The 21,006-nt window shown below is 68.9% G+C and carries 22 protein-coding genes; 13 read left to right on the forward strand and 9 right to left on the reverse strand.

Annotated elements, in window-relative coordinates:
• Positions 1–308: 308 nt before the first annotated feature.
• The 4 genes from ACWC9R_RS13960 to ACWC9R_RS13975 all read right to left on the reverse strand — a co-directional run bounded on the left by ACWC9R_RS13960 (position 309) and on the right by ACWC9R_RS13975 (position 4,881).
• Positions 309–1,067, reverse strand: coding sequence for an alpha/beta hydrolase family protein (locus ACWC9R_RS13960; RefSeq protein ID WP_450731428.1), 759 nt, complete (start codon positions 1,065–1,067; stop codon positions 309–311).
• A 156-nt stretch (positions 1,068–1,223) separates the two neighbouring features.
• Positions 1,224–2,768 carry an FMN-binding glutamate synthase family protein gene (locus ACWC9R_RS13965; protein ID WP_450731430.1) on the reverse strand — a complete coding sequence of 515 codons (1,545 nt, stop codon included), beginning with the start codon at positions 2,766–2,768 and terminating at the stop codon, positions 1,224–1,226.
• A gap of 290 nt (positions 2,769–3,058) precedes the next feature.
• Complete coding sequence (locus ACWC9R_RS13970; protein WP_450731431.1) at positions 3,059–3,799, reverse strand: alpha/beta hydrolase; 741 nt, start codon at positions 3,797–3,799, stop codon at positions 3,059–3,061.
• Positions 3,800–4,509: 710 nt separating this feature from the next.
• The gene (locus ACWC9R_RS13975) at positions 4,510–4,881 is read right to left on the reverse strand and encodes a VOC family protein (RefSeq protein ID WP_450731433.1); all 372 of its coding nucleotides are present in this window, start codon (positions 4,879–4,881) and stop codon (positions 4,510–4,512) included.
• 79 nt (positions 4,882–4,960) lie between these two features.
• On the opposite strand from ACWC9R_RS13975, the gene ACWC9R_RS13980 reads away from it, so the two are divergent.
• The 4 genes from ACWC9R_RS13980 (at position 4,961) to ACWC9R_RS13995 (ending at position 7,460) form a co-directional block, all read left to right on the forward strand.
• Positions 4,961–5,422 (forward strand): MarR family winged helix-turn-helix transcriptional regulator, encoded by a 462-nt coding sequence (locus ACWC9R_RS13980; protein WP_450731435.1) that lies wholly within the window; start codon positions 4,961–4,963, stop codon positions 5,420–5,422.
• Positions 5,423–5,948: 526 nt separating this feature from the next.
• Positions 5,949–6,563, forward strand: coding sequence for a nucleotide-binding protein (locus ACWC9R_RS13985; RefSeq protein ID WP_450731436.1), 615 nt, complete (start codon positions 5,949–5,951; stop codon positions 6,561–6,563).
• Positions 6,560–6,850 carry a hypothetical protein gene (locus ACWC9R_RS13990; RefSeq protein WP_450731438.1) on the forward strand — a complete coding sequence of 97 codons (291 nt, stop codon included), beginning with the start codon at positions 6,560–6,562 and terminating at the stop codon, positions 6,848–6,850. Before ACWC9R_RS13985 ends, ACWC9R_RS13990 begins: the two co-directional genes overlap by 4 nt.
• 118 nt (positions 6,851–6,968) lie before the next feature.
• Complete coding sequence (locus ACWC9R_RS13995) at positions 6,969–7,460, forward strand: hypothetical protein (protein WP_450731439.1); 492 nt, start codon at positions 6,969–6,971, stop codon at positions 7,458–7,460.
• Positions 7,461–8,076: 616 nt separating this feature from the next.
• Here the strand turns inward: ACWC9R_RS13995 and ACWC9R_RS14000 are convergent.
• Positions 8,077–8,856 (reverse strand): SDR family NAD(P)-dependent oxidoreductase, encoded by a 780-nt coding sequence (locus ACWC9R_RS14000; RefSeq protein WP_450731441.1) that lies wholly within the window; start codon positions 8,854–8,856, stop codon positions 8,077–8,079.
• Between the two features lie 169 nt (positions 8,857–9,025).
• Here ACWC9R_RS14000 and ACWC9R_RS14005 point away from each other — a divergent pair, with 169 nt between their 5' ends.
• A complete protein-coding gene (locus ACWC9R_RS14005) occupies positions 9,026–9,529 on the forward strand; it encodes a SigE family RNA polymerase sigma factor (protein WP_450731442.1) in 504 nt (167 codons plus the stop codon).
• Positions 9,530–10,263: 734 nt separating this feature from the next.
• On the forward strand, positions 10,264–11,571 hold the full coding sequence (gene secY, locus ACWC9R_RS14010) for a preprotein translocase subunit SecY (protein ID WP_450731444.1): 1,308 nt from the start codon (positions 10,264–10,266) through the stop codon (positions 11,569–11,571).
• Between the two features lie 178 nt (positions 11,572–11,749).
• Here secY and ACWC9R_RS14015 read toward each other — a convergent pair whose 3' ends face one another.
• The gene (locus ACWC9R_RS14015) at positions 11,750–12,106 is read right to left on the reverse strand and encodes a hypothetical protein (protein WP_450731446.1); all 357 of its coding nucleotides are present in this window, start codon (positions 12,104–12,106) and stop codon (positions 11,750–11,752) included.
• Between the two features lie 42 nt (positions 12,107–12,148).
• Positions 12,149–13,312 (reverse strand): alpha/beta hydrolase family protein, encoded by a 1,164-nt coding sequence (locus tag ACWC9R_RS14020; protein WP_450731448.1) that lies wholly within the window; start codon positions 13,310–13,312, stop codon positions 12,149–12,151.
• Between the two features lie 253 nt (positions 13,313–13,565).
• Between ACWC9R_RS14020 and ACWC9R_RS14025 the strand changes: the two genes are divergently transcribed.
• Positions 13,566–14,030 (forward strand): barstar family protein, encoded by a 465-nt coding sequence (locus tag ACWC9R_RS14025; protein ID WP_450731449.1) that lies wholly within the window; start codon positions 13,566–13,568, stop codon positions 14,028–14,030.
• A 503-nt stretch (positions 14,031–14,533) separates the two neighbouring features.
• Positions 14,534–14,785 (forward strand): hypothetical protein, encoded by a 252-nt coding sequence (locus tag ACWC9R_RS14030; RefSeq protein WP_450731451.1) that lies wholly within the window; start codon positions 14,534–14,536, stop codon positions 14,783–14,785.
• A 494-nt stretch (positions 14,786–15,279) separates the two neighbouring features.
• Here ACWC9R_RS14030 and ACWC9R_RS14035 read toward each other — a convergent pair whose 3' ends face one another.
• Positions 15,280–15,861 (reverse strand): GlcG/HbpS family heme-binding protein, encoded by a 582-nt coding sequence (locus ACWC9R_RS14035; RefSeq protein ID WP_450731452.1) that lies wholly within the window; start codon positions 15,859–15,861, stop codon positions 15,280–15,282.
• Between the two features lie 274 nt (positions 15,862–16,135).
• Between ACWC9R_RS14035 and ACWC9R_RS14040 the strand changes: the two genes are divergently transcribed.
• The 5 genes from ACWC9R_RS14040 (at position 16,136) to ACWC9R_RS14060 (ending at position 20,547) form a co-directional block, all read left to right on the forward strand.
• Positions 16,136–17,341: a sensor histidine kinase gene (locus ACWC9R_RS14040; RefSeq protein WP_450731453.1), complete on the forward strand. Its 1,206-nt coding sequence runs from the start codon at positions 16,136–16,138 to the stop codon at positions 17,339–17,341.
• Positions 17,338–17,979, forward strand: coding sequence for a response regulator (locus tag ACWC9R_RS14045; RefSeq protein WP_450731455.1), 642 nt, complete (start codon positions 17,338–17,340; stop codon positions 17,977–17,979). The genes ACWC9R_RS14040 and ACWC9R_RS14045 overlap by 4 nt, the downstream gene beginning before the upstream one ends.
• 287 nt (positions 17,980–18,266) lie before the next feature.
• Positions 18,267–18,911, forward strand: coding sequence for a vitamin K epoxide reductase family protein (locus ACWC9R_RS14050; protein ID WP_450731457.1), 645 nt, complete (start codon positions 18,267–18,269; stop codon positions 18,909–18,911).
• A gap of 80 nt (positions 18,912–18,991) precedes the next feature.
• Entirely contained in the window at positions 18,992–19,534 is a 543-nt protein-coding gene (locus tag ACWC9R_RS14055; RefSeq protein WP_450731458.1) for a DUF1707 SHOCT-like domain-containing protein, read from the forward strand.
• Between the two features lie 590 nt (positions 19,535–20,124).
• On the forward strand, positions 20,125–20,547 hold the full coding sequence (locus tag ACWC9R_RS14060) for a hypothetical protein (RefSeq protein ID WP_450731459.1): 423 nt from the start codon (positions 20,125–20,127) through the stop codon (positions 20,545–20,547).
• A gap of 227 nt (positions 20,548–20,774) precedes the next feature.
• Here the strand turns inward: ACWC9R_RS14060 and ACWC9R_RS14065 are convergent, their stop codons facing one another.
• Positions 20,775–20,921 carry a hypothetical protein gene (locus ACWC9R_RS14065; RefSeq protein ID WP_450731461.1) on the reverse strand — a complete coding sequence of 49 codons (147 nt, stop codon included), beginning with the start codon at positions 20,919–20,921 and terminating at the stop codon, positions 20,775–20,777.
• Between the last annotated feature and the right edge of the window lie 85 nt (positions 20,922–21,006).

A 21,006-nucleotide genomic window follows, 5' to 3' on the forward strand; every position in this document is an offset into this window, starting at 1 on the left:
CCGCCCAAACGTCTGAGGCTAACACAAAGTGACAGTGCGCCCCGGCGCCGTGGTGCAGATCGCTCCGCCTGCGCTGGTCGTCACCGCAGACATCTCAGTCCCGAGACCTTCTCGTGCACGTCGGTCAGCGCCTCGGCCCGCGTACGGCCCGTCGGCGCGGAGGCGAGAGCGACGGGGAAAGGGAGCGCGACCAGGGGTGACCAGCGCTTCGGTCACCCCTGGTCGCCCCCCGGCCCGTCCCGAAGCCCGACTGCCCACCCCTGTCCGGGCGAGCCCTTCCTCACCTGAGACGTCTCGCCTCCGGGCCGTCACCCGTCGATGTACTGGTCGGCCCAGGCGCTGATGATGTGGGCGGCTCGCTGCGCTTGTCCTCGTGCCGTCAGGAGATGGTCTGCCCCTTCGAGCGAGACGAAGCTTCGCGGGTGCCGTGCCTCGCTGAAGATCTCCCCGGCGTTGGCGATGTCGACGGTGTTGTCGGTGGGCGAATGCAGGACGAGCAGCGGCAGGTCCAACTCGCCGATGCGGTCGCGCAGGTGAGCACGGCGGACGTCCTCGACGAAGGCACGCTTGAGGACCAGGGTCCGCCCGCCGACGAACCACTCGTGCGACCCTTCATGAAGCACGCGATCCACGACCGCGTCGTACTGCCGCTCCACGTGGCTGGGATCGACCGGCGCCCCGATCGTGGCGACCGCGCGGACGCCGGTGGCCTCGGCCGCCGCGGCGAGGACGGCGGCGCCTCCCCATGAGTGCCCCACCAGCAGGTCTGCCGGAGTCCCTCGCTCCGCCATCATCGCTGCGGCACGGATCGTGTCCTGCACCTTGACGGTGAAGGAACCATCGCCCCAGTCGCCGTCGGAGTCCCCGATCCCGAGGTTGTCGAAGCGCAGCATGCCGATCCCCTCGCGGGCCAGCTGCTTGCTGACACGCGAGGCGGCCGGCGAGCCCTTGCCGAGGGTGAATCCGTGCACGAAGATCCCCCAGCCGCGGATCTCGCCGTCCGGCAGGTCGATCGCGCCGGCCAGCTCGGGGCCGACGACGCTCGGGAATCTCACTTTTTCGCTCATGTTGTGATCACCTAGGCAGGGGCTGTTCGTGGAGCAGGAAAGACTGTGAAGCAGGAAAGACTGTGGAGCAGGAAAGACCAGGGTGCCACCGGCCGGCACCACGCGCGCGCTCCGGGCAGGGGAGCGGCGAGCGCGGTGCCGGCCGTGATGGGCACGTCAGGCGGTCGGCTTCCGGTCGGAGGACTGCTCGGTGGTGAGCAGTGCGGTGATCTCCTCGGCGAGGTACGGGCCGAGCTCGCCCCAGCCGTCCTTGTAACCGTAGACACCCGCCAGGGTACGGGCCTCGTAGTCGCCGTTCATGATCTCGATGTCCGTGGCCGTGATGAGCGCCGGGTGGGCGACACCGACGGCCGCCGAGATCTTCAGCAGCTCCTTGCGGAGGGTGCGCAGGTAGACAGCGGCCCGGGTGGCCTTCGAGGCCGGGTCGAGGCCGCGGGCCAGCCACGGGCTCTGGGTGGCGATGCCGGTGGGGCACTTGTCGGTGTGGCACTTCTGCGCCTGGATGCAGCCGATCGACAGCATCGCCTCACGGGCCACGTTGATCATGTCGGCACCCAGCGCGAAGGCGACCGCGGCGTTCTCGGGCAGGCCGAGCTTGCCGGAGGCGATGAAGGTCAGGTCGTCGGTCAGCCCCCGCTCGGCGAAGACGCCGTAGACCCGGGAGAAGCCCATCCGGAACGGCAGCGACACCGAGTCGGAGAAGGTGAGCGGTGCGGCCCCGGTGCCGCCCTCGCCGCCGTCGATAGTCACGAAGTCGACACCACGGTCACCACGCGCCATCAGCGTGGCCAGCTCCTGCCAGAACTCCATCTCACCCACCGCGCTCTTGATCCCGACCGGCAGACCGGTCTCGGCGGCGAGCAGTTCGACGAAGTCGAGCATCGAGTCGACGTCGCCGAACGCGGTGTGCCGCGACGGTGAGGCGCAGTCCTCGCCGAACGGGATGTCGCGGATCTCGGCGATCTCCCGGGTCACCTTCGCACCCGGCAGCATTCCGCCCAGCCCGGGCTTGGCACCCTGGGAGAGCTTGATCTCTATCGCCTTGACCGGGGCGCCGGCGACCACGTCCTTGAGCTTGTCGATGTTGAAGCTGCCGTCCTCGTTGCGGCAGCCGAAGTAGGAGGTACCGATCTGCAGGACGAGGTCGCCACCGTGGCGGTGGTACGGCGAGAGACCGCCCTCGCCCGTGTTGTGCAGGGTGCCCGCCAGCGCCGCCCCCTGGTTGAGTGCCGTGACTGCCGCGCCCGAGAGCGACCCGAAGCTCATCGCCGAGATGTTCACGACGCTCGCCGGCCGGAACGCCTTGGCGCGCCCGCGCGGTCCGCCCAGCACCTTGGCTGACGGCAGTGGGGCCTGCGGGTCGTGCAGGTCGGGCAACGCGCCGGCGAACGTGCGCTGCTTCAGGTACGCGTGCCCCTGCATGTGCTCGACGTCGTTGTCGGTTCCGAACCCGAAGTAGTTGTTCTCCCCCTTCGCCGACGCGTAGATCCAGGTGCGCTGGTCACGACTGAACGGGCGCTCCTCGTCGTTGGAAGTCACTATGTACTGGCGCAGCTCCGGCCCGATCGTCTCCAACAGGTACCGGGCGTGCCCGAGCACAGGGAAGTTCCGGAGCAGTGCGTGCTTCTTCTGGACAAGGTCACGAGCGGCCACCAGTGCCAGTGCTGTTGCGGTGGCCGTGGCGATGCTCCGGGCGCGCATGAACGTTCCTCTCCTCGATGCTCGACTCCATCGCCATCCGGTGGAGTCGTCGTGTCGTGTCGGCGTCGGGCGGGCGGGCACGACCCCGCGGGCGTCAGCGTCCGTCGGAGAACGCCAAGTGATATTAGGGGCTCGCCCGGATAGCGGGTCGTGGGTGGGTCGTCTTCCCGGTGGCGGGCGGTCCAGGCGCGTCGGAGCCGGCTATGTACGGTGACGCTTGGGTAACACGGCGTAATGCCTGCGGCCCGGTAGACGATTACGGCTACTGGCCTGACGGCGCCGGCCCGCGGCTAGCGCAGATGCCGGGCGAAGAACCGGGCCGCGGCGTCCCCCGCGAACTGCGGGACGCCGCTGTGCCCGCCCATGTTGGCGTGCAGGGTCTTCTCCTGGGAGCCGAAGGCGTCGAACAGGTCCAGGGCCGCCTGCCGGTCGTTCCCTTCGTCGTCCCACTGCAGCAGGACGTGCAGCGGGATGGTGACCCGGCGGGCTTCCTCGAACATGGCGGCGGGCACGAGACTCCCGGCGAACAGAACGGCGGCCGAGAGGCGCGGCTCGACCACCGCGAGCCGGATGCCGATGGAGATCACTCCTCCCGAGTACCCGACCGGGCCGCCGATCTCGGGCAGTGACAGGAGGGCGTCCAGGGCGGCCTGCCATTCCGGGACCGACTTCTCGACGAGCGGGAGGACGAGGGCGTCGACGATCTCGTCGTCGACCGGCTCGCCGGCCTCCATGGCCCGGCGCAGGTCGGCGCGGGCCTGCTCGGCGGCGGCCCAGCGGGGCCGGTCACCGCTCCCGGGGAGTTCGATGGTGGCCGCGGCGAAGCCATCCGCCGCCGCGTGCCGGGCCCGCTCCGCCAGCCGGGGGTACATCGTGCGCAGTCCGAGGGGAGGGGGGCCGAGCAGGATCAGCGGCGCCGGTGCGGATGCGGATGCAGAAGCGGGCGTCCACAGGACGCCAGGGATCTCGCCGAGGGTGAATTCGCGTTCGAGGACGCCGTCGTCGAGGTGCTGTTCAGAAGTGACGTGCATGGTCGTGCCTTTCGGGAGTGCGCTTGAACGGCGCTCCCGGACGACCTATCGCCCGACCGTGACCCCGGAGGGGAGCACCCATGTCGATACTGCGTTCACGGGTACCACCTCCTCGTTCTCTCGCACGGCCTTCCGGAAGGTAGCAGCGGTCGCCGTGCTCCGCCAACGGGTTTTCGCAGCGGCTCCGTGGCCGGATGCCGCCTCACCACAAGGCGACCCAGCTGCGGTAGGGCTTCCACCGATCGGCGATCTTGGCCAAGTGGGCGACGTCGTCGTCGGTGGTCGGGGCACCGAGTCCGTATGCGGTGGCGACGGCCTTGTGGACGCGTGGCTCGTGGCGGGGAAAGACGTCGGGGTGGCCTGCTCCCCGGAGGGGAATCCGGTGGCGTCGACGTCGAGCGAGAGGATGCGGGCGAGTTGGGCCCCTACGGTCTGCTCGGCGGCGGCCTCTGCGGTCACTGCCTTCGCCGGGTGCGGGGTGCCGGGATGCACGGTGAATTCGGCCCGGACCGTTCCCGTGCCGCCGTCTGCCCTCACCTCCTGCCGGACGGCGGCCGCGACGACCGAGACGCAGTCGTCGGTGGGGAAGGCCAGGCGCAGGATTCCGTCCGTCGCGTGGCGGTAGTTCGCGGGGCCGAAGCCCTCCAGGAACCGGATGCCGGAGGCGAGCGAGAAGGGCCCGGCCGGGGTGAGGGTGACGGCGCGCACGGTCAGCCTCCGTGCGCGGTGAGGGTGTAGCCCTCGGGGCCCTCGAAGGAGAACATCGGCCCGAAGGGGCTGTCCGCGATCGGAGTGAGGATCTTGATCCCGGCAGCGGCGAGCTGGTCGTGGAGCTGATGGGCGTCGGAGGTCTGGAACCAGAGCACCGCGCCGAGTCCGGGCCGTGCGATGTCGGCGAGGTCGACGCCCGGCAGGAGCTCACGGACGGCGAAGGGGGTCGGCTTGGTGTCGAAGACGACCGCGTGGGGCGGCGAGAACGAGGCCCGGCGCAGGCCGAGGTGCTGTTCGCAGAAGTCCGCTGCCGCGTTCAGGTCACGCACTTGCAGGGCGACGAAGTCGGGGCCGTCGATGGTGACAGTCATGGGTCTCCTCGAAGTCAATGTCAGGACTTTGACATTACTGAGGCTAGGGCGACCGCGTCGCGTATGTCAAAATGCTGACATGCTGGAGAACGCGTCGGCCGAACCGCCCCACCCCACGAAAGACGTCACTCACCACGTGGGATACCTGCTCAAACGCACCCAGGCCGCCCTCCGTGGGGCCATGGACAAGGTCCTGCGCGAGCACGGCCTGACCGTGCCGCAGTACGCCACCCTCGAACTCCTGGCCCTGCATCCCGGAATGTCCAACGCCGACCTCGCCCGCGCGACCTTCGTCACCCGGCAATCCGGAAACGTCGTCCTGCGGGGCCTCCAGGAAGCGGGACTGATCGCCCGCCCCGCCACCGCCGACCACGGCCGCGCCCGGCCCGCCCACCTCACCGAGGAGGGCAACGCGCGCCTGACCGCAGTCCAAGCCGCCGTCTACGCCATCGAACAGCGCATGGTCGAAGCGATCCCGGCGCAGCGCCTGGCAGTACTCCTCGCCGACCTTGAACGCATGGCGGCGGCACTGGAGGAATGACCCCACTCCCGGGTCGGTGGACCGGCCCCCGCCGGGTCGCCCTGGGGAAGGTGCTCTTCGATCCTGCCGGCTTGTGACTGCCCCTCGGTGTGCCGGAGTCCCGCCAGGAGGCGTTCGGCTCTATCCCGGCCTTTCGTTTGACCAAGGCGAGCTGACGCGGGGTTCGGACGCGCGGTGGGTGATTGCGCAGCAGGTCAAGGTGAAGAACACCTCGTGGAAGTCGCCCTATCGGCTGTCAGTGCAGGGCGACCGCCGCTTGCGAGGCCGTTGCTGCCGCACCGGCATCAATCTTGAGGCGGGGCTGAGCGGAGTAGTCGGTACGGATGGGCGGGGCGGGGTCGAATGCCATCCAGCGAGGGGCGAGAAAAGTGCGGCCGGTGGCGCACAGGGTTGACCGCGACCACAACCGGGTGTCCGACGCTTCTCACTGCTTGCGGGTGAACCACGAGGCCACGCCGTCGCGCCGACCGAATGTGGACGATCACGCCCGTTATTGTCCCTTCTTGTGCCTTTGAGTTGCGCATTTGTGAATCTCAAGCCCGGCGTCGGAAAGACGACGAGTGCTGTGTGGCTGGCCCACGCGCTTCACGAGTCGGGTAGGTCTCCGCTGCTGGTCGACGGGGACCCGGCCGCTTCCGCGCTGCGCTGGAGCGAGCTGGCCAATGGCTTTCCGTTTCCGGTGATCGCCCTGCCGGTGGGGGACGTCCACCGCCGCGTGAACGACTTCCTCGGCGACCGGCAGGCCGTCGTACTCGACGCGCCCCAGCTGGAAGACCATCCCCGCATCGCCCGCAGCATCATGAGGTACGCCGACGAGTGGATCGTGCCCGTCACCCCCGCCCCCATCGAACTGGACCGGATGGCACCCATCCTCGGCGAGATGGCGGACGTGCAGTCCCTGCGTGCCGAGCCGGCCCGCTCGGCGGTGCTGCTCAATCGCACCAACCGACCCGATGCCACGCGCACCGGGCCCGACGCGGACGCTCGCGAGGCACTCACCGAGCGGGGCTTCGAGGTGCTGGACACCCATATCGCGCGGCTCGACCTGTACGCCCAGTCTTTCGGGAACCCGGTCCAGGCCAAGGGTTCGGCGTACATGGATTTCGCGGAGGAACTGATCAAGCGTCAGGACGAGGCATGAATCAGCGCAAGGAGAACTACCGCGCGGCATTGCGGCGCGGGCCGGATGTCTCGGCACCACGGCCCACCAAGGTCACCAGGTTGCAGAGCAGATACATCCGGGTGACCGTCGAGGTCGATCCCGACCTGCGAGGTGATCTGACGCGATGGTTGGGATGGCCGGTCTCCTCGGCAGTGTTCGCCGGCGCTACCGTCCTGCGTACCGTGGCCGCCACCGTCGGCTGGGTCGCTCGACCCGGAGGCCAGGCTTCGTCCGACCCGCGCGAGGCTCCGGATTCGGGTCGCTGACCTCCACGCGCTGACGACCTCGATCACGGTTGGAATTACGGGTCGGGGTCGTTCTGCGGCACGCTTCGGGGCGGGGTTGACTTTACGGAGATTCGCGGACCCCAATATCTTGTAGCCAGTGTTCAGGCAGTCAACGACGTTGCGGCCGAGCCAGTCCACCGCTGCGGCGACGAGCCGTCATACGGCCCCGCCCGTCACGAAGCCACGGGCCGAGCGCATGCTGCGCAATACATCCGTTACCGCCACAGTGGTACTGCCGGGTTCTCATGTCCTGATCGCCGAACCCTGCAGGAAGAACTCGATGGCAGCACTGTCTGCGGATATGCCAGCCTCCTTCTCCCAGGTGCCGATGGAGAAGGCCGTGATGACCCGCGACGAGGCTCTCAAGCAGCTCAGCCACATCGCGCACGCGAGGGCATTTGATAAGCACGTCGGGTCTGACCAGCTCATCCAGGCTGGGCTGGACGCACTGATCGCCGGGGTTGAGAGTCCCTCCCTCGCCATGCTGGCCGGTCTGCTCCGGAGCGAAGAGCCGGAGGGCTCCGGCACTCTTCGACCAGGTGCTGGAGGAGTTGGGCCTGCTCTATCGGCAGCCGAGATGGAGAACTGACACCGGTTCACTCGCGCCACCGGGATTGGTCACCCACTACCTGAACCGCTCACTCAGCTTTGCCGCACGACAGAAACTGAGTTCAGAACCACGACTCGTGAACAGGGCCACGTGACACTGCGGCTTCATCCAGTCGGGCTTCGTGAACCAATGTCAGTCGGTGGCGTTCTGGCTCGCTGAAGGTTCCTCACCGCCGGTGCGTCCCGTGCGGGGAGCAGGACGCCGTGACGAAGGCCGAGGGGGCGCCCCCACACGTGCGGGGAGCTGGTTTGGTCGAGTCCGAGCGTGGACATCCGGGCGAATTCCCTCGAAGGCCAGGCATCCGCCCGCGAACGCGGCCGGCAGGGGTGGGCGGCCCAAAGTGGTCGACGACGACATGGCCGCTTACGCCCGCAGCTTGCCTTGCGGGCCAGTGGGGTCCCCGTACGGCAGATCGCGAGCCAGCTCGTCATCACCTCGGGCAGGAACAAGGGTGAACACCCCTACGGCCGTCACCGTCTACCGCGTCCTCGCCGAGGACGACGTCACCGACCGACCCCACGGCCTGAGCATCACAGATAGCCGCTTTGCACCTGAGGACAGAGACAGGATTCGGGGCCGCTATGGGGTGTTGGGGTCAGTGGACGGAGAGCCCGCCATCGACGAAGAGTGCCTGCCCGGTGACGTAGCTGGAGGCGCGGCTGGCCAGGAACACCGCTGCTCCGGCGAAGTCCTCGGCCAGGCCGTTGCGTCCGACCATCGTGCGCGCGGCCAGCGCCGCCACCTTCTCTGGATCGGAGGACAACCGCGCATTGAGCGGGGTCATGACGAAGCCGGGCACCAGCGTGTTGCAGGTGACGCCGTGTGGTGACCACGCCTCGGCCTGAGAGCGGGCGAGCGACTCCAGCGCCCCCTTGGAGACGCCGTAGGCGCCGCTCTGGACAAACGCCCGGTGCGCCTGCTGGGAGGTGACGTGGATGATCCGCCCGAAACCCCGCTCGGCCATCCCGGGCCCGAACCGCTGGCCCAACAAGTAGGGCGCCTCCAGGTTCACCGTCATCGTGGCGTCCCACACCTCTTCGCTCATCTCTCCCATCGGCGGCCGGAGGTTGATTCCGGCGCTGTTGACGAGAATGTCGGGCTCGCCGAACACCTCGGCTGCCCGCTCCGCCGCCGTGCGCACCCCGTCGCGGGTGCCCAGGTCGGCGCTCACCCAGGCCGCCCGACAGCCGTCCGCCGTCAACTCGTCGACTGTGACGGCCAGTTCCGACTCCTTGCGCGCCACGATCACCACGCTCGCCCCGGCTCGCCCGAGAGCCCCGGCAATGGCCCGGCCGATGCCGGAACTGCCGCCCGTCACCACGGCGATCCGGCCGTCCAGCGAGAACAGTTCGGAGAGGTAGCTTCGCGAGGTCATGCCCGCACCCTAGAAAGTACGACGACCGGTGATCGTCGCGGGGCTCTCCACTGGCAGGCGGCGAGACCCTCCTAGTGATCCAAGTCACTTGCCGGGGGTGCATAGCGGGGTAGGGGCCAGTGTCTTTATTGAAGGTGTAGGGGCGTGTTGAGGTGAGGGGGCGACACTGATGGGGCGGATGCGGGCCGATGAGTTCGACCGGTTCGTGGCGGCTCGGTGGTCGGCGTTGCTTCACCTGGCGCGGCTGTTCACCGGCGGAGACCGGCACCGGGCCGAGGATCTGCTGCAGGAAGCGCTCGTCAAACTGTGGTTTGCCTGGCCGAAGGTCGCCGATCAGGCGCCCGAGGCGTATGTGCGCAGGGTCCTGGCCCGTGCTGCGGCGCGCTCGGCACGGCGTCGCTGGTGGGGCGAGCACCCTGTGGACCAGCTGCCCGACCCGCCCGAGGTGGCAGATGAGACCGCGGCCGTGGACGAGCAGACCCGGTTGGAGGCCGTGTTGGCGTTGCTGCCGACGCGGCAGCGGGCTGCGGTGGTGCTGCGCTACTACCAGGACCTGCCCGAGCGGGACGTCGCGGAGGCACTGGGCTGTCCGGTGGGTACCGCCCGTTCACTGACGACCCGCGGCGTTGCACGGCTGCGTCAGCTTCTGGCTGAGGCAGAGCCGGTGGAGTGAAGAGGGAGCTATGGATCACTTCGAACAGGAGCTGGCGCGGATGATGCGCGACAGCCACGAGGAAACGCTCTATGAGGACCGGCACCGAGACCGACTGCACGCCGGCGTTCGCGCACGCCGGAGGGCGCGAGCGGCCTGGACGGCCACCGGTTCCGTGCTGACCGTCGCCGGACTCGGGGTCGGACTGATGGTCCTGCCAAGCTCCTTTGCTCAGGACGGCGGCCCCACCGGCCCTCAGCACCGCTCCGGCACCCCCGCGGAGTCGGGCCCGACGTCGTCGAGGCCCCGCCCCGGGGCCACTGCCACGGCGCCGATGCCGACCTGCACGTCAACCACCCGGCCGGTGCCGATGCCGTATCACCTCTCGACCGCCGTGCCTTCGATGCCCAGCCGTACGTCCCCCCTCAAGCCAGTTCCGATGCCGACCTGCACCTCAACTACCGGGCCGTTTCCGACGCCGGCACAGACCTCGACCGCCAAGTAGCGCCCTGGCCGCGTTCAAGCGGTCCCGATGGGCGTGTGAAGAAGCCCAGTTTCCGTGCTCCCTCGGTGAGAGGGAGACGGCGACTTCGTGTGCGCGCGTACCGCGCCCCGGTCAACCGAGTCGGCCACACGCCCCTGCTTCGGCTCCCGCCGAGCGGGCGAGCTCCGCACCGTACATCCGCTATGTATTCGTCGATCCTCAAGACCGTCGCCTCCTGGCCCTAAAAGTGGCGGGAGGCGCAGGAGGCACCGTGCTCACCGCGTTCGCCCGCGCGTTCAAGACGCCCGACCTGCGCAAGAAGCTGCTGTTCACACTGGGCGTCATCGTGCTCTACCGGATCGGAGTGCACATCCCGGTCCCGGGGGTGAAGTACGCGAACGTCGAGTTCTGCATGGAGCGGAACCACGCCGACAACGGGTTGTTCGGCCTGGTGAACATGTTCAGTGGTGGTGCGCTGCTGCAGATCACGATCTTCGCGCTGGGGATCATGCCGTACATCACGGCGAGCATCATCCTCCAGCTGCTGACCGTGGTGATCCCGCGGCTGGAGGCCCTCAAGAAGGAGGGCCAGTCCGGGCAGGCGAAGATCACCCAGTACACCCGCTATCTGACCGTGGCGCTCGCCGCCCTGGAGGGCACCGGTCTGGTGGCCGCCGCCCGCGCCGGTACGCTCTTCCCGGGCTGCACGCGCCATATCGTGCCCAGCGAATCGGTCTTCACCGCCATCACGATGGTGATCACGATGACCGCCGGCACCTGCCTGACCATGTGGCTCGGTGAGCTGGTCACCAGCCGCGGTATCGGGAACGGCATGTCGATCCTGATGTTCATCTCGATCGCCGCCCGCTTTCCGGACGCGCTGTGGCAGGTCAAGCTCCAGGGCGAGCTCGCCGGCGGCTGGATCGAGTTCTTCGCGGTGATCCTGGTGGGCCTGGCGATGGTCGCCCTGGTGGTCTTCGTCGAGCAGGCCCAGCGGCGCATTCCGGTGCAGTACGCGAAGCGCATGATCGGGCGCCGGTCCTATGGCGGTACGTCGACTTACATCCCGCTCAAGGTGAACCAGGCAGGGGTGATTCCCGTTATCTTCGCGTCCTCGCTGCTCTCGATCCCGGCGCTCATCGCACAGTTCAGCGGGTCGAAGGCGGCATGGGCGACCTGGATCGCCACCAACTTCAGCAAGGGAGACCGTCCCGTATACATCGCCGCGTACTTCCTGCTGACCGTGTTCTTCGCCTTCTTCTACGTGGCCATCAGCTTCAACCCCGAAGAAGCCGCCGACAACATGAAGAAGCACGGTGGCTTCATACCGGGCATCCGGGCCGGCCGTCCGACGGCCGAGTACCTCAGCTACGTGCTCAACCGGATCACCTGGCCGGGCTCGCTCTACCTGGGGCTGATCGCGCTCGTACCGACAATGGAGTTGGTGCTCTTCGATGCGAACCAGGACTTCCCGTTCGGCGGGACAAGCATCCTCATCATCGTGAGTGTGGGCCTGGAGACCGTGAAGCAGATCGAGAGCCAGCTTCAGCAGCGCAACTACGAAGGGTTCCTCCGCTGATGCTTCGGGGCGGGGTGGTCGTTGCCCGGGGTTGAACGTCGGGGCGGCACCTGGGCGGAAGCGCCAGTCTGACTGAATGGACCGAGGCAAACGTCTGGCCCGGCTGCACGAGGTCCTCCTCGCCAAGCTCCGCAGCGCGAAACGTACTGGACTTCTCCCGCGCGGCGGTCGACGACTTCTACATCTGCGTAGAGAGGGCACTGCCGTTGCCCTGAGCGGTCCTGAAGCCGTGATCTTGGATCACCGGGAAGACATGCTGTGTGGTGGCAATCCAGGCATCGATCGCGGCAGGGGACGACCTGATGGCGCTGATCAGCGCCTCGATCGGTTCCAGCTTCGGCTTACCGATGTTCGTGCTGAGCTCGTCCATCGACACCTCTTGGTACGACATGGTCAGCTGCCACCAGAACCGCATGAGGAAGCGGCATTCCTGCGGGTCACGGTCGTCGGCGAGGCGATCATGCCATGGTGGGCGCGCTCTGTGCTGCCGGAGACGGTGGTTGCGCCTGGGCACGCAGTACTGCTGCCGGGACATCGTTTCCCCACATTCGCCGAGCGCGGGTCGCGCGCTGCCCTGTCAGTAGCGAGATGCGTCGAGGCCGGCCTGGTAGCGAAGCAAGGCCTCAGGAAGACCTTCGAGCTGTTCCTGCAGCCGCGGGCCACGATCGGTCAGTTGCTCTTCGAAGAACGCGGTAAGGATCGCCCGGACTACCGCCACACCGCGGCCAGGCGGCAGAGTGCCGAACGTCTCCAGATCATCCGGGTGCCCCGGTTCGCGCAGGCCCAGCGGCTCGGCCAGGATGTCGAAGTCGGTGGCCGACATGTGCCCTGCGCCGCGCACGGTCGTCCAACACCGTGGCCCGCGTAGCAGTGGCCACAATTGCTCCCAGCCGGCCAGGACGTGTGGGTCGTCCGGATCGGGTGGCGTCAGGCCGCACAGGAGCACGGGCACGTCGAGGCCGGTGGTGAGCACGTCGCCGTACAGCGAGCCGTCGATGACGGCTGCTGCAGCCAGACGGGGATCGAGGCGCGCGGCCTCCGCTGCAGCCGCTCCGCCCAGGGAATGTCCGGCGATCCCGATCCGGGCCGGGTCGATCAGGCCGTGCCACCGGTGTCCGGGGGCGAGCAGCTGGTCCAGGACGAAGCGCATATCGTCGATCCGCGTGGCCAGGTAGCGGTCCACCAGGTCGCTTGATTCGTCACCGCGTTCGTGGCCCCCGTCCTCTCTGCCGCATTCCGGCTCCTGATGGGCGATCACTCGCCCATCAGGCATCTCCACCCCTGCTGCGTCTGACGGATGGTCCACGCCGGCCACCATGAACCCGCGGGAAGCCAGTTCCTCGGCCAGACAGGTTAACCCCGCCCGGTACTCCCCAAGGCCCGGGGAGAACAGGACCAGAGGCATGGCGGAGCCGCTCGCGGCCGGTGCACCGTCGTAGGCATGCGTCCGCACCCCCGCCAGGACCAGGCTCAGTGCCGGATCGAGCTCCTCGCCCTCCTCGGCCCAGCCGTCGAGAACCAGCGCTGCAACGGGCGGCGACAGATAACGCGCTTGTGCGGAGCCCTGATGCGCAATCGGTGCGGCCGGATACCAAAGTTGCACCATCAGCTCCCGATGACGGCCCGCGTCCCAGGGATCGGGGCGGGCTTCGTCAATGAGATGACATGCTTCCGTCCCTACCCGATGGGTCCCACTGGGTGGCAGAAGCCTTGTCTCCCCGCTGCCGTGATCGATCGACACTTCCGCCCCCTCCGTTACGGCAATGCCGCTGATCCAATACCAAACCCCTCGTAGAACGCATCCGGTTTTGAGAGCGGACTGCCCCTTCACTGAGCAAGCAACCAGGTGGGCAAGGGGAGCAGGGCTGGTGAGGACCATCCCCGCACGGGTGGGATGCCAGCCTGGGACGTTTCGTTTGGATCTAGACTTTGCAGCTCGCTGCCGCCGTCGGCTCTGACGGCGCTGGACGACCTGGACACTTGACGGAGGGGCGGTGCACATCGAGCGCTGGGTGCACGTCGTTCCGGAGCAAGGCGCCCTGCCTGTTGACTTGCTGCTTCCCATAACCGGCAGGACATACGTAGCGCGGCTCGACGGCCGGGAGATGCGCGACATGGACTGCGTCCTCCAGCAGTTCTACGACGGGCTGAAGCTGCCGGATTACTTCGGGTGGAATTGGGATGCCCTCTCCGACTGTCTGCGTGACCTGAAGTGGCTGCGCGCGGACCACTACGTACTGATCGTCGAGGCCGCGGATGAGGCGCTGTCGGAGGATGGCGCCGGGCGGCGGCTGCTCTTCAAAACCCTCCTACTGGCAGGGCAGCGATGGGCCTTCACACAGCGGCCCGAGAGCATGGACCTCAGCAGACTCGTAGTCGTCATGTGTTGTGACGCAGCATCCGTTTCGGGTCTGCAGGCACAGCTGCGATTGTGCTGGGAAGAGATGGTCTCGTCGTAGCACGCTTCATCAGAAGCATCCCCGTGGGCGCGGGGAGCGGCGGCGGTCGTCATCGAGCTGGAGTTCCGGCGATCCCCGCGAGTTCGGCTAGCAGGAGCACGCCCAGACGTAGTAGGGAAGGAGCAGCCCTGCTGAGCGGAAATAGGCCGAAACGGCGCCCACGCGCACGCACGGCACGGCTCGCCACAGCCCGCCGCCCGGCCCGCTTCTCCGTCCGGCGCTGCGCGGCGTACTGGCCCGAAGCTGTGTGGTGTCCTCGGCGAAGGTGATGTCGCTGGCGGTGCAGGGCTTCGATCTGCCAATGCGAGCGGATCATGTGCGCGTGCTGTGACCGCCTGCGGAGATTCTTCTGGTTCGCTTTAACGATCACGAAGTAGGCGCCGCGATGGGCGAGAAACGTGGCATGCTCGCTCAGTGGCTGAAAGTGAATTGACACCGGCATCTTCGTTGCACGCTTGTGTCACAATTGACGGTCCAGATCTTTGGCTGCGGGGTGGGGGCGTGTGGCCATGTTCGAGCGTACTGACAACCAGCTTGTCAATTTCGTGCTCTTTCTCGTGGACGTGTTTCTGAGCTTTTGGTGGCTGTGGGCGCCTTGGCTCGTGTACTGGTGGTTTTCTGGGGGGAGTCAGAAACACTCTTCCGGCAATTCCGGTGGTTCCAGTTACCGTCACGACGGAGCCGGTGGTGACGGTGGCAGTTGTGGTGGTGGCTTCGGTGGAGGTGGCGGCTGCGGAGGCGACGGCGGTGGCTGAGGGACAGTCGTGGCAAACGGTCAAGGTTCGCCGCCCGCACCCGCCCTCACCACGACGGACGGGGCGCGACAGCCAGGCCGACCGTACGCGCCAGACAGCCCGCTGATCGGGGAACTCGCCCTGTCGCCACGACCGCCAGCGCGTAGAACCCAGCCGTCGAGCTCACCCGAACCCATTTGACGCGCGGCCGTGGCCATCCGCCTGTTCCGCCCTTTCCCGGCAGCGTCTGTCGGCTTGTTCATGCGCCTCGCGTGCAATCGGCAGCTCTTTTGTTCCCCGCGTGCGCGGCGAGCGCGTCGTCCCCGACGCCCGCAAGGTCGACAACCTTGCCCGCGAAGAAGGCCCCGGCAGCCTCACCCGGCTCGTCGGCGGCGCCCGCCCGTCGGCGGCGCCCGCCGCTGCCCAGCCGGTGAGAAGGACCTCACCGGGCCCGAGCGGGGAGCGGCCGGCTACCAGCGCTTGGGCCGATACCGCGGAACACATGGGCCGGTCGGCTAGCGGCCCACCGCCTCCGCTCCCGCCCGCGCGAACTTCTCGTCCAGCATCCCGGACGGAGCGCCCGCGACGCCGATGCCGGCGATCGGCGCCTTGTCGGCGGTGACGGGGACAGCGCCCGCCAGGAACAGGGTGCCGGGGATGTCCTTCAGGTTGGGAGCCTGCTGCAGGCGCTCGGTGAGCTGTGAGGTGGGGGCGTTCCAGGCGGCTGCGGTGAAGGCCTTGCGCTCGGCGGACTCGTAGGACTGTGGGCCGGCGCCGTCGCCGCGGAGGGTGACGAGCGTGTTGCCGTTGCGGTCGACGACGGCGACCGTGACCCGCTGGTTCTCCTTCTCGGCGGCGTGGAGTGCGGCCTGCGCGGCCTTGGTGGCGGCGTCGATCGTGAGATGGGTGGAGGTGGTGGTGGCCCGGGCCGGGGCGGTGGCCGGGGTGGCGGTGGCGGACTTCGTGGCGGGTGCGGAGGCGTTCGCGGACACCGCTCCGAAGCCCGAAAGGGCGACGGCGGTGAGCACGGCACCGCCGGTGGCGACGCGGGCACGGCGGGAGAACTTCTTGCGCACGGGGTGCTGCATGGCGTTCATGGGGCGGTCGACTCCTCAGGTGGGTGGGTGGGTGGGTGGGCGGCGGCGCGGTTGCCGCCTCTGCTTCGTCCGTTCTCCACTCTCGGTCCGGTGCCGGGCCCGGAGGGTCGGCGTTCCGGCTGCCCCGGCGCTGCGGAACGGATGACACCGGGGTCATCCGATCGGTTGACCGGGCCGGCCCCGCGCCCGGTGACAATGGAGGTGTTTGCCCAGCTCGGCGCCGCTCGGCGGTCGCGGGGCCCATTGACGCAAGCGTGAGGGAGACAGTCTCCGGATGCGGAACCGGCCGTACGAACCGAGCGCCGTGGACACCCGGTGGCTCGGCGCCGTGATGCACGCGGCGTTCTTCCTGCTGCTCGGCGGAGCGCTCGCGCGATTCCTGCTGCGCCATCCAGGCGAGCCGCGCACCCCATGGATCATCGGGCTGTGCGTCGTGCTCGCCGTACTGCACCTGCTGGGGCCCGGGATGGGCGACACGGGCACGCGACCCACCCGGCGGCGTTCGGCCTGGCTGGCGCTGGTCGTCGTGGTGTGGATGGTGCTGGTCGTGCTCGCGCCCAGCTTCGCCTGGTGCGCGGTGCCCCTCTTCTACACCGGCCTGCGCACGCTGCCGCCCCGCGCTGCCCTCGTGCTCGTGGCGGTCCTGACGGCGCTGGTCGTCGCCGCGCAGGTTCAGCTCGCCGGGCGCTTCGACCCGAACCTGGTGCTCGCGCCGCCCGCCGTCGCTGCCCTCGCCACCGCCGTCTTCCTGCAGATGGAGCGGCAGGCCGCCCGCCAGCGCGTCCTGATCGACGACCTGATCCGCACCCGTCGCGAACTCGCCGCCTCGGAACGCCGCGAGGGCACCCTCGCGGAGCGCCAGCGGCTCTCCATGGAGATCCACGACACTCTCGCCCAGGGCCTGTCCAGCCAGCGGATGCTGCTCCAGGCGGCGGACCGGGTGTGGGACACCGAACCGGACAAGGCCCGCGCCCACGTACGCACCGCCGCGTCCGTCGCCGAGCACAACCTCACCGAGGCCCGACGCTTCGTGCACGACCTGGCCCCCACCGACCTCGCCCGCGGCAGCGGCCTCGATCAGGCGCTGCGCGCCCTGGCCGCGCGGGAGTCCGGGGCGCACCTCGTCGTACGCGTCCACGTCGACGACGGCGGTCGGCTCCCCGGGCTGCCCGACCGCGTCCAGTCCGCCCTGCTGCGTATCGCGCAGGGCGCCCTGGCCAACGCCCGCGAGCATGCCGCCGCCGGCAGTGCCACCCTCACCCTCACGCTGCTCGACGACGAGGTCGTCCTGGACGTCGCCGACGACGGCCACGGCTTCGACCCCGCCGCGCTGCCCGACCGCCCCGGCAGCGGACGCGGACACGGGCTGCCCGCCATACGGGCCCGGCTGCGCGCGCTCGGTGGCACCCTGACCATCGAGTCCACGCCCGGCGAGGGCACCGTCCTGTCCGCCGCGGTCCCCCTGGAGGTGCCCCGATGACCCCTGACCGCGCTCCCGTACGCATCCTGGTCTGCGACGATCACGCCGTCGTACGGGCCGGGCTGCTCGCCCTGCTCGACAGTGCCCCGGACATCGAGGTCGTCGGGGAGGCCGGCACCGGCGAGGAGGCGCTCGCGCTGGCCGCGAAACTCACCCCGGACGTGGTGCTGATGGATCTGCAACTGGGCGAGGGCATCGACGGCGTGGAGACCACCCGCCGCCTCACCTCCGTCCCCGGAACCTCCCTCCACGTCCTGGTCCTCACCACCTACGACACCGACGCCGACATCACCCGCGCCATCGAGGCGGGCGCCACCGGCTACCTGCTCAAAGCCGAGCGCCCCGACGAACTGTTCGCCGCGATCCACGCCGCCGCCGAGGGACGTACCGCCCTGTCCCCGCCGGTCGCCAGCCGCGTCATGGCCAACCTGCGCCGGCCGCGGCCCACCCTCACCGACCGCGAACGCGACATCCTGGCCCAGCTCGCCCACGGCATCGGCAACCGGGACATCGCCCGCGCCCTCCACATCAGCGAGGCCACGGTCAAGACCCACCTGCGCCGCATCTACGACAAGCTCGGTGTGGACACCCGCGCGGGCGCCGTGGCGGTCGCGAAGGAGCGGCGACTGGTGCCGTGAGGGCGGACCGGCGCGAGCGGCGGCGGCCCGCGTACGGGAGCTCGCCATGGCACGGGAGTTCGTCATGGCACGGGATTCGTAGGGCACTGGGAGTGGACGTCGACCTGCTCCCAGGCCGAGAGAGCACTGAGAGAGTGCCGAGAGAGCGCTGTGTTCGGCCGCTGCTTCCTCGTGCTCATCACACCCTGTTTCGTGGTGAGTTGGGGCAGAATGAGCGGCGGTGCCGCGACCGCGGCGTGGGTCCGCTCGCTCAGATCCACCTCCCTAGGGATCGACGGAACGGCGATATGACGACGACAGCGCTTGACGACGTGTCCACCGGCGACGACCGCGCGAGGGGCGCGGGCACCATCGGCTCGGGGCGCGGTTTCGCGCTGCTCCTGGTGATCACCGGCGCGCTGGGTCTGCTCGCGTCCTGGGTCATCACCCTGGACAAGATCGAGCTGCTGATAAACCCGAACGCCAAGCCGGCCTGCACGTTCAACCTGATTTTCTCCTGCACCAACGTCATGGAGAGCAAGCAGGCGGAGGTCTTCGGCTTCCCGAACCCGATGGCCGGTCTGGTCGGCTTCGGTGCGGTCGTCGCGAGCGGTGTGGCCCTGCTGGCAGGTGCCCGCTTCCGCCGCTGGTACTGGATCGGGCTGAACATCGGCACCGGGCTCGCCGCCGTCTTCTGCATGTGGCTGATGGCCCAGTCCCTGTACGTCATCAGCGCGCTGTGCCTGTGGTGCATGCTGACCTGGTGCGTCACCGTCCTGATGTTCTGGTACACCGCCGTGCACAACCTCAAGCACGGCATCGTCCCGGCCCCCGAGGGGCTGCGCCGTACGGTGCTGGAGTTCCACTGGGTCGTGCCGATGATCTGGTACGGCGTGATCGCACTGTTGATCCTCACCCGGTGGTGGACATCGTTCTGGAGCAAGCTGCTCTAGAGCTCCGATCGCCCTCAATTACGTTGCCTGCTGCGTAACTTGGGATGTTCGCATCGTCGGCACGGCACTAGAGTGAGGCGGTGACCTCTCTGCCGGAAGACCCGCCGTCGTGGTTGAGCGAAGACGCTCGCGACACGGCCGTGCAGCGCCTGCAGGAGGCGTACGCCGCGGGGCACATCTCGCACGAGGAGATGGACGAAGGCCTCAACCAGGTGCTCACGGCCAGGACACCCGGCGAGCTGGCGTCGGTCCTGGCCTCGCTGCCGGAGGAGAGCGCGGGCACCACGTCCACGATTGCCGCCGCCGGCGGACGCATCCAGCGGCGCGGCGCATGGCGGGTACCGCGGACGCTCAAGGTCGCGTCCGCGTTCGGAAGGGTGCACCTCGATCTGTCCCGGGCCGTTTTCGAGCATCCGGCAGTCGACATCGAGCTTCAACTCGGCACCGGCAAAGCCAGGATCACAGTGCCTCGCGACGCGATCGTCGACGTCGAGGAGCTGCACACCGGGTGGAAGGACTTGCTCTACAAGCCCCAGCGACGCGCCCGCCCCGGCGGGCCGAGGATACGGGTCTCCGGAACCGTGGGCTTCGGACGGCTGAAGATCCGCCACGCGCGGCGTTGAGGCCCGACTTGGCACCAGGACCAACCGCGGTGACGGGGCTCGGCCGAGGGGGCCGGCGCCGCGGACGTTGCGTCGTTGCCTGCCGCACGTTGACGTAGTCGCCGGGGCGGGCGGAGGTCACGCAGTCACCGGTGGGATTGCCGGGGGACCACGAGCCCAAAGGGGGCGTGGGCATTTTCCGGCCGGGCCCGTGCCACAGCGCGGGGACGTTGTAGTCCTCATGGCCCGGATTGCGGTCAGGGGCCGATGACTTGACGCTGCCTCAGCATCAACTCGGCTCGAAGTGCCTCAGGGGCTGGTGCCAGGCGTACGGGGTGATCACGGGCGCATGGACGCACGACGCCCCCCTTCCTGCTGGTGGCGACATCGGAGCGTCCAGGTCAGCGGACTGCCTCTCCCAAGAAGCGATTTGGCGGCCGTTGGTGGGATCAAGGCTGGGTTAGCAGCCTATGTCATGAATTCGTAAAGGCGTTGGGCGAGGTGCAACGCGCGGGGCGGCGGGCTCATCTGGATAGTCGGCGAGGCGCACCGGGCGCCTTCGTGAGGGGGCGGGTCCTACCAAGTTGGGGGACTCGCGGGAGGGGAAGTCCATGACCAGGACGAAGAAGACCGGGTTCAGGGCGCGGGGCGGCCGTGTGGCGGCGATCGGGGCGCTGGGTCTGGCCTCGGTGGCGCTGGCCACCGGGCCGGCGTTCGCCAAGGGCGGCGTGGAGATCACGGCGCCGCGCACGGCGCAGGTCGGCAAGACCATCACGGTCAAGGCGCACGGCGGCGATGACAGCGCCGGCTTCCTGCATCAGCTGTGCCTGGAGGAGAACGGCTTCGGGCAAGGGTGGCACCAGGAGACGTGCAGCGCCGCGGTCAAGGGCGACGCGAAGGTCACGGCACACGGCACGTCCGCACGCCGCGGCGATCTGAAGTTCCGCGCGGTGCTGTACGGCCTGACCAGCCCGCACGACCAGAAGCCCGTGCGCTTGCACGCCTCTGACGTGGTGACGGTGCACGTCCGCTGAGGCGTCGGCGCGGCCGTGGGCAGCCGGCACCGACTACTGCCCACGGCCGCGCACCGAAGCGCTTCTCGGGAGAGCGCCCCGGCACCCTGGGGGCCGGGGCGCAGTGCTGAACGGCCCCTGCCGTAGCCGGTGTTCCCGGCGGCGCGGACGCCGCCGCGGCCTCCGCCGCCCGCACCGCGCCAGTGGCAGGACTCCTCGCATCTGCTGCGCGAGGCGGGTCGCCGACGTCATTGCTCTTCGACGTCCATCCGCGGGCTGGAGATCTCGCCGACGTGGGTACCGTCGGGGTTGGTGACCGAACGGTCCACCACCTCCTGATTGTCGGCGCACACCTGCACGCCCTCGTAGCGCGAGGACAGCTCCGCGACCGTCATGGTGCGGGGTGATCGCCACCTGTGTTGGCCGGTTCTGTGACGTCGAGTCGGTGCCGGCCGGGGGCGTCGCGGTCTGCTTACCTCA

Source organism: Streptomyces sp. NPDC001219, from assembly GCF_053597915.1.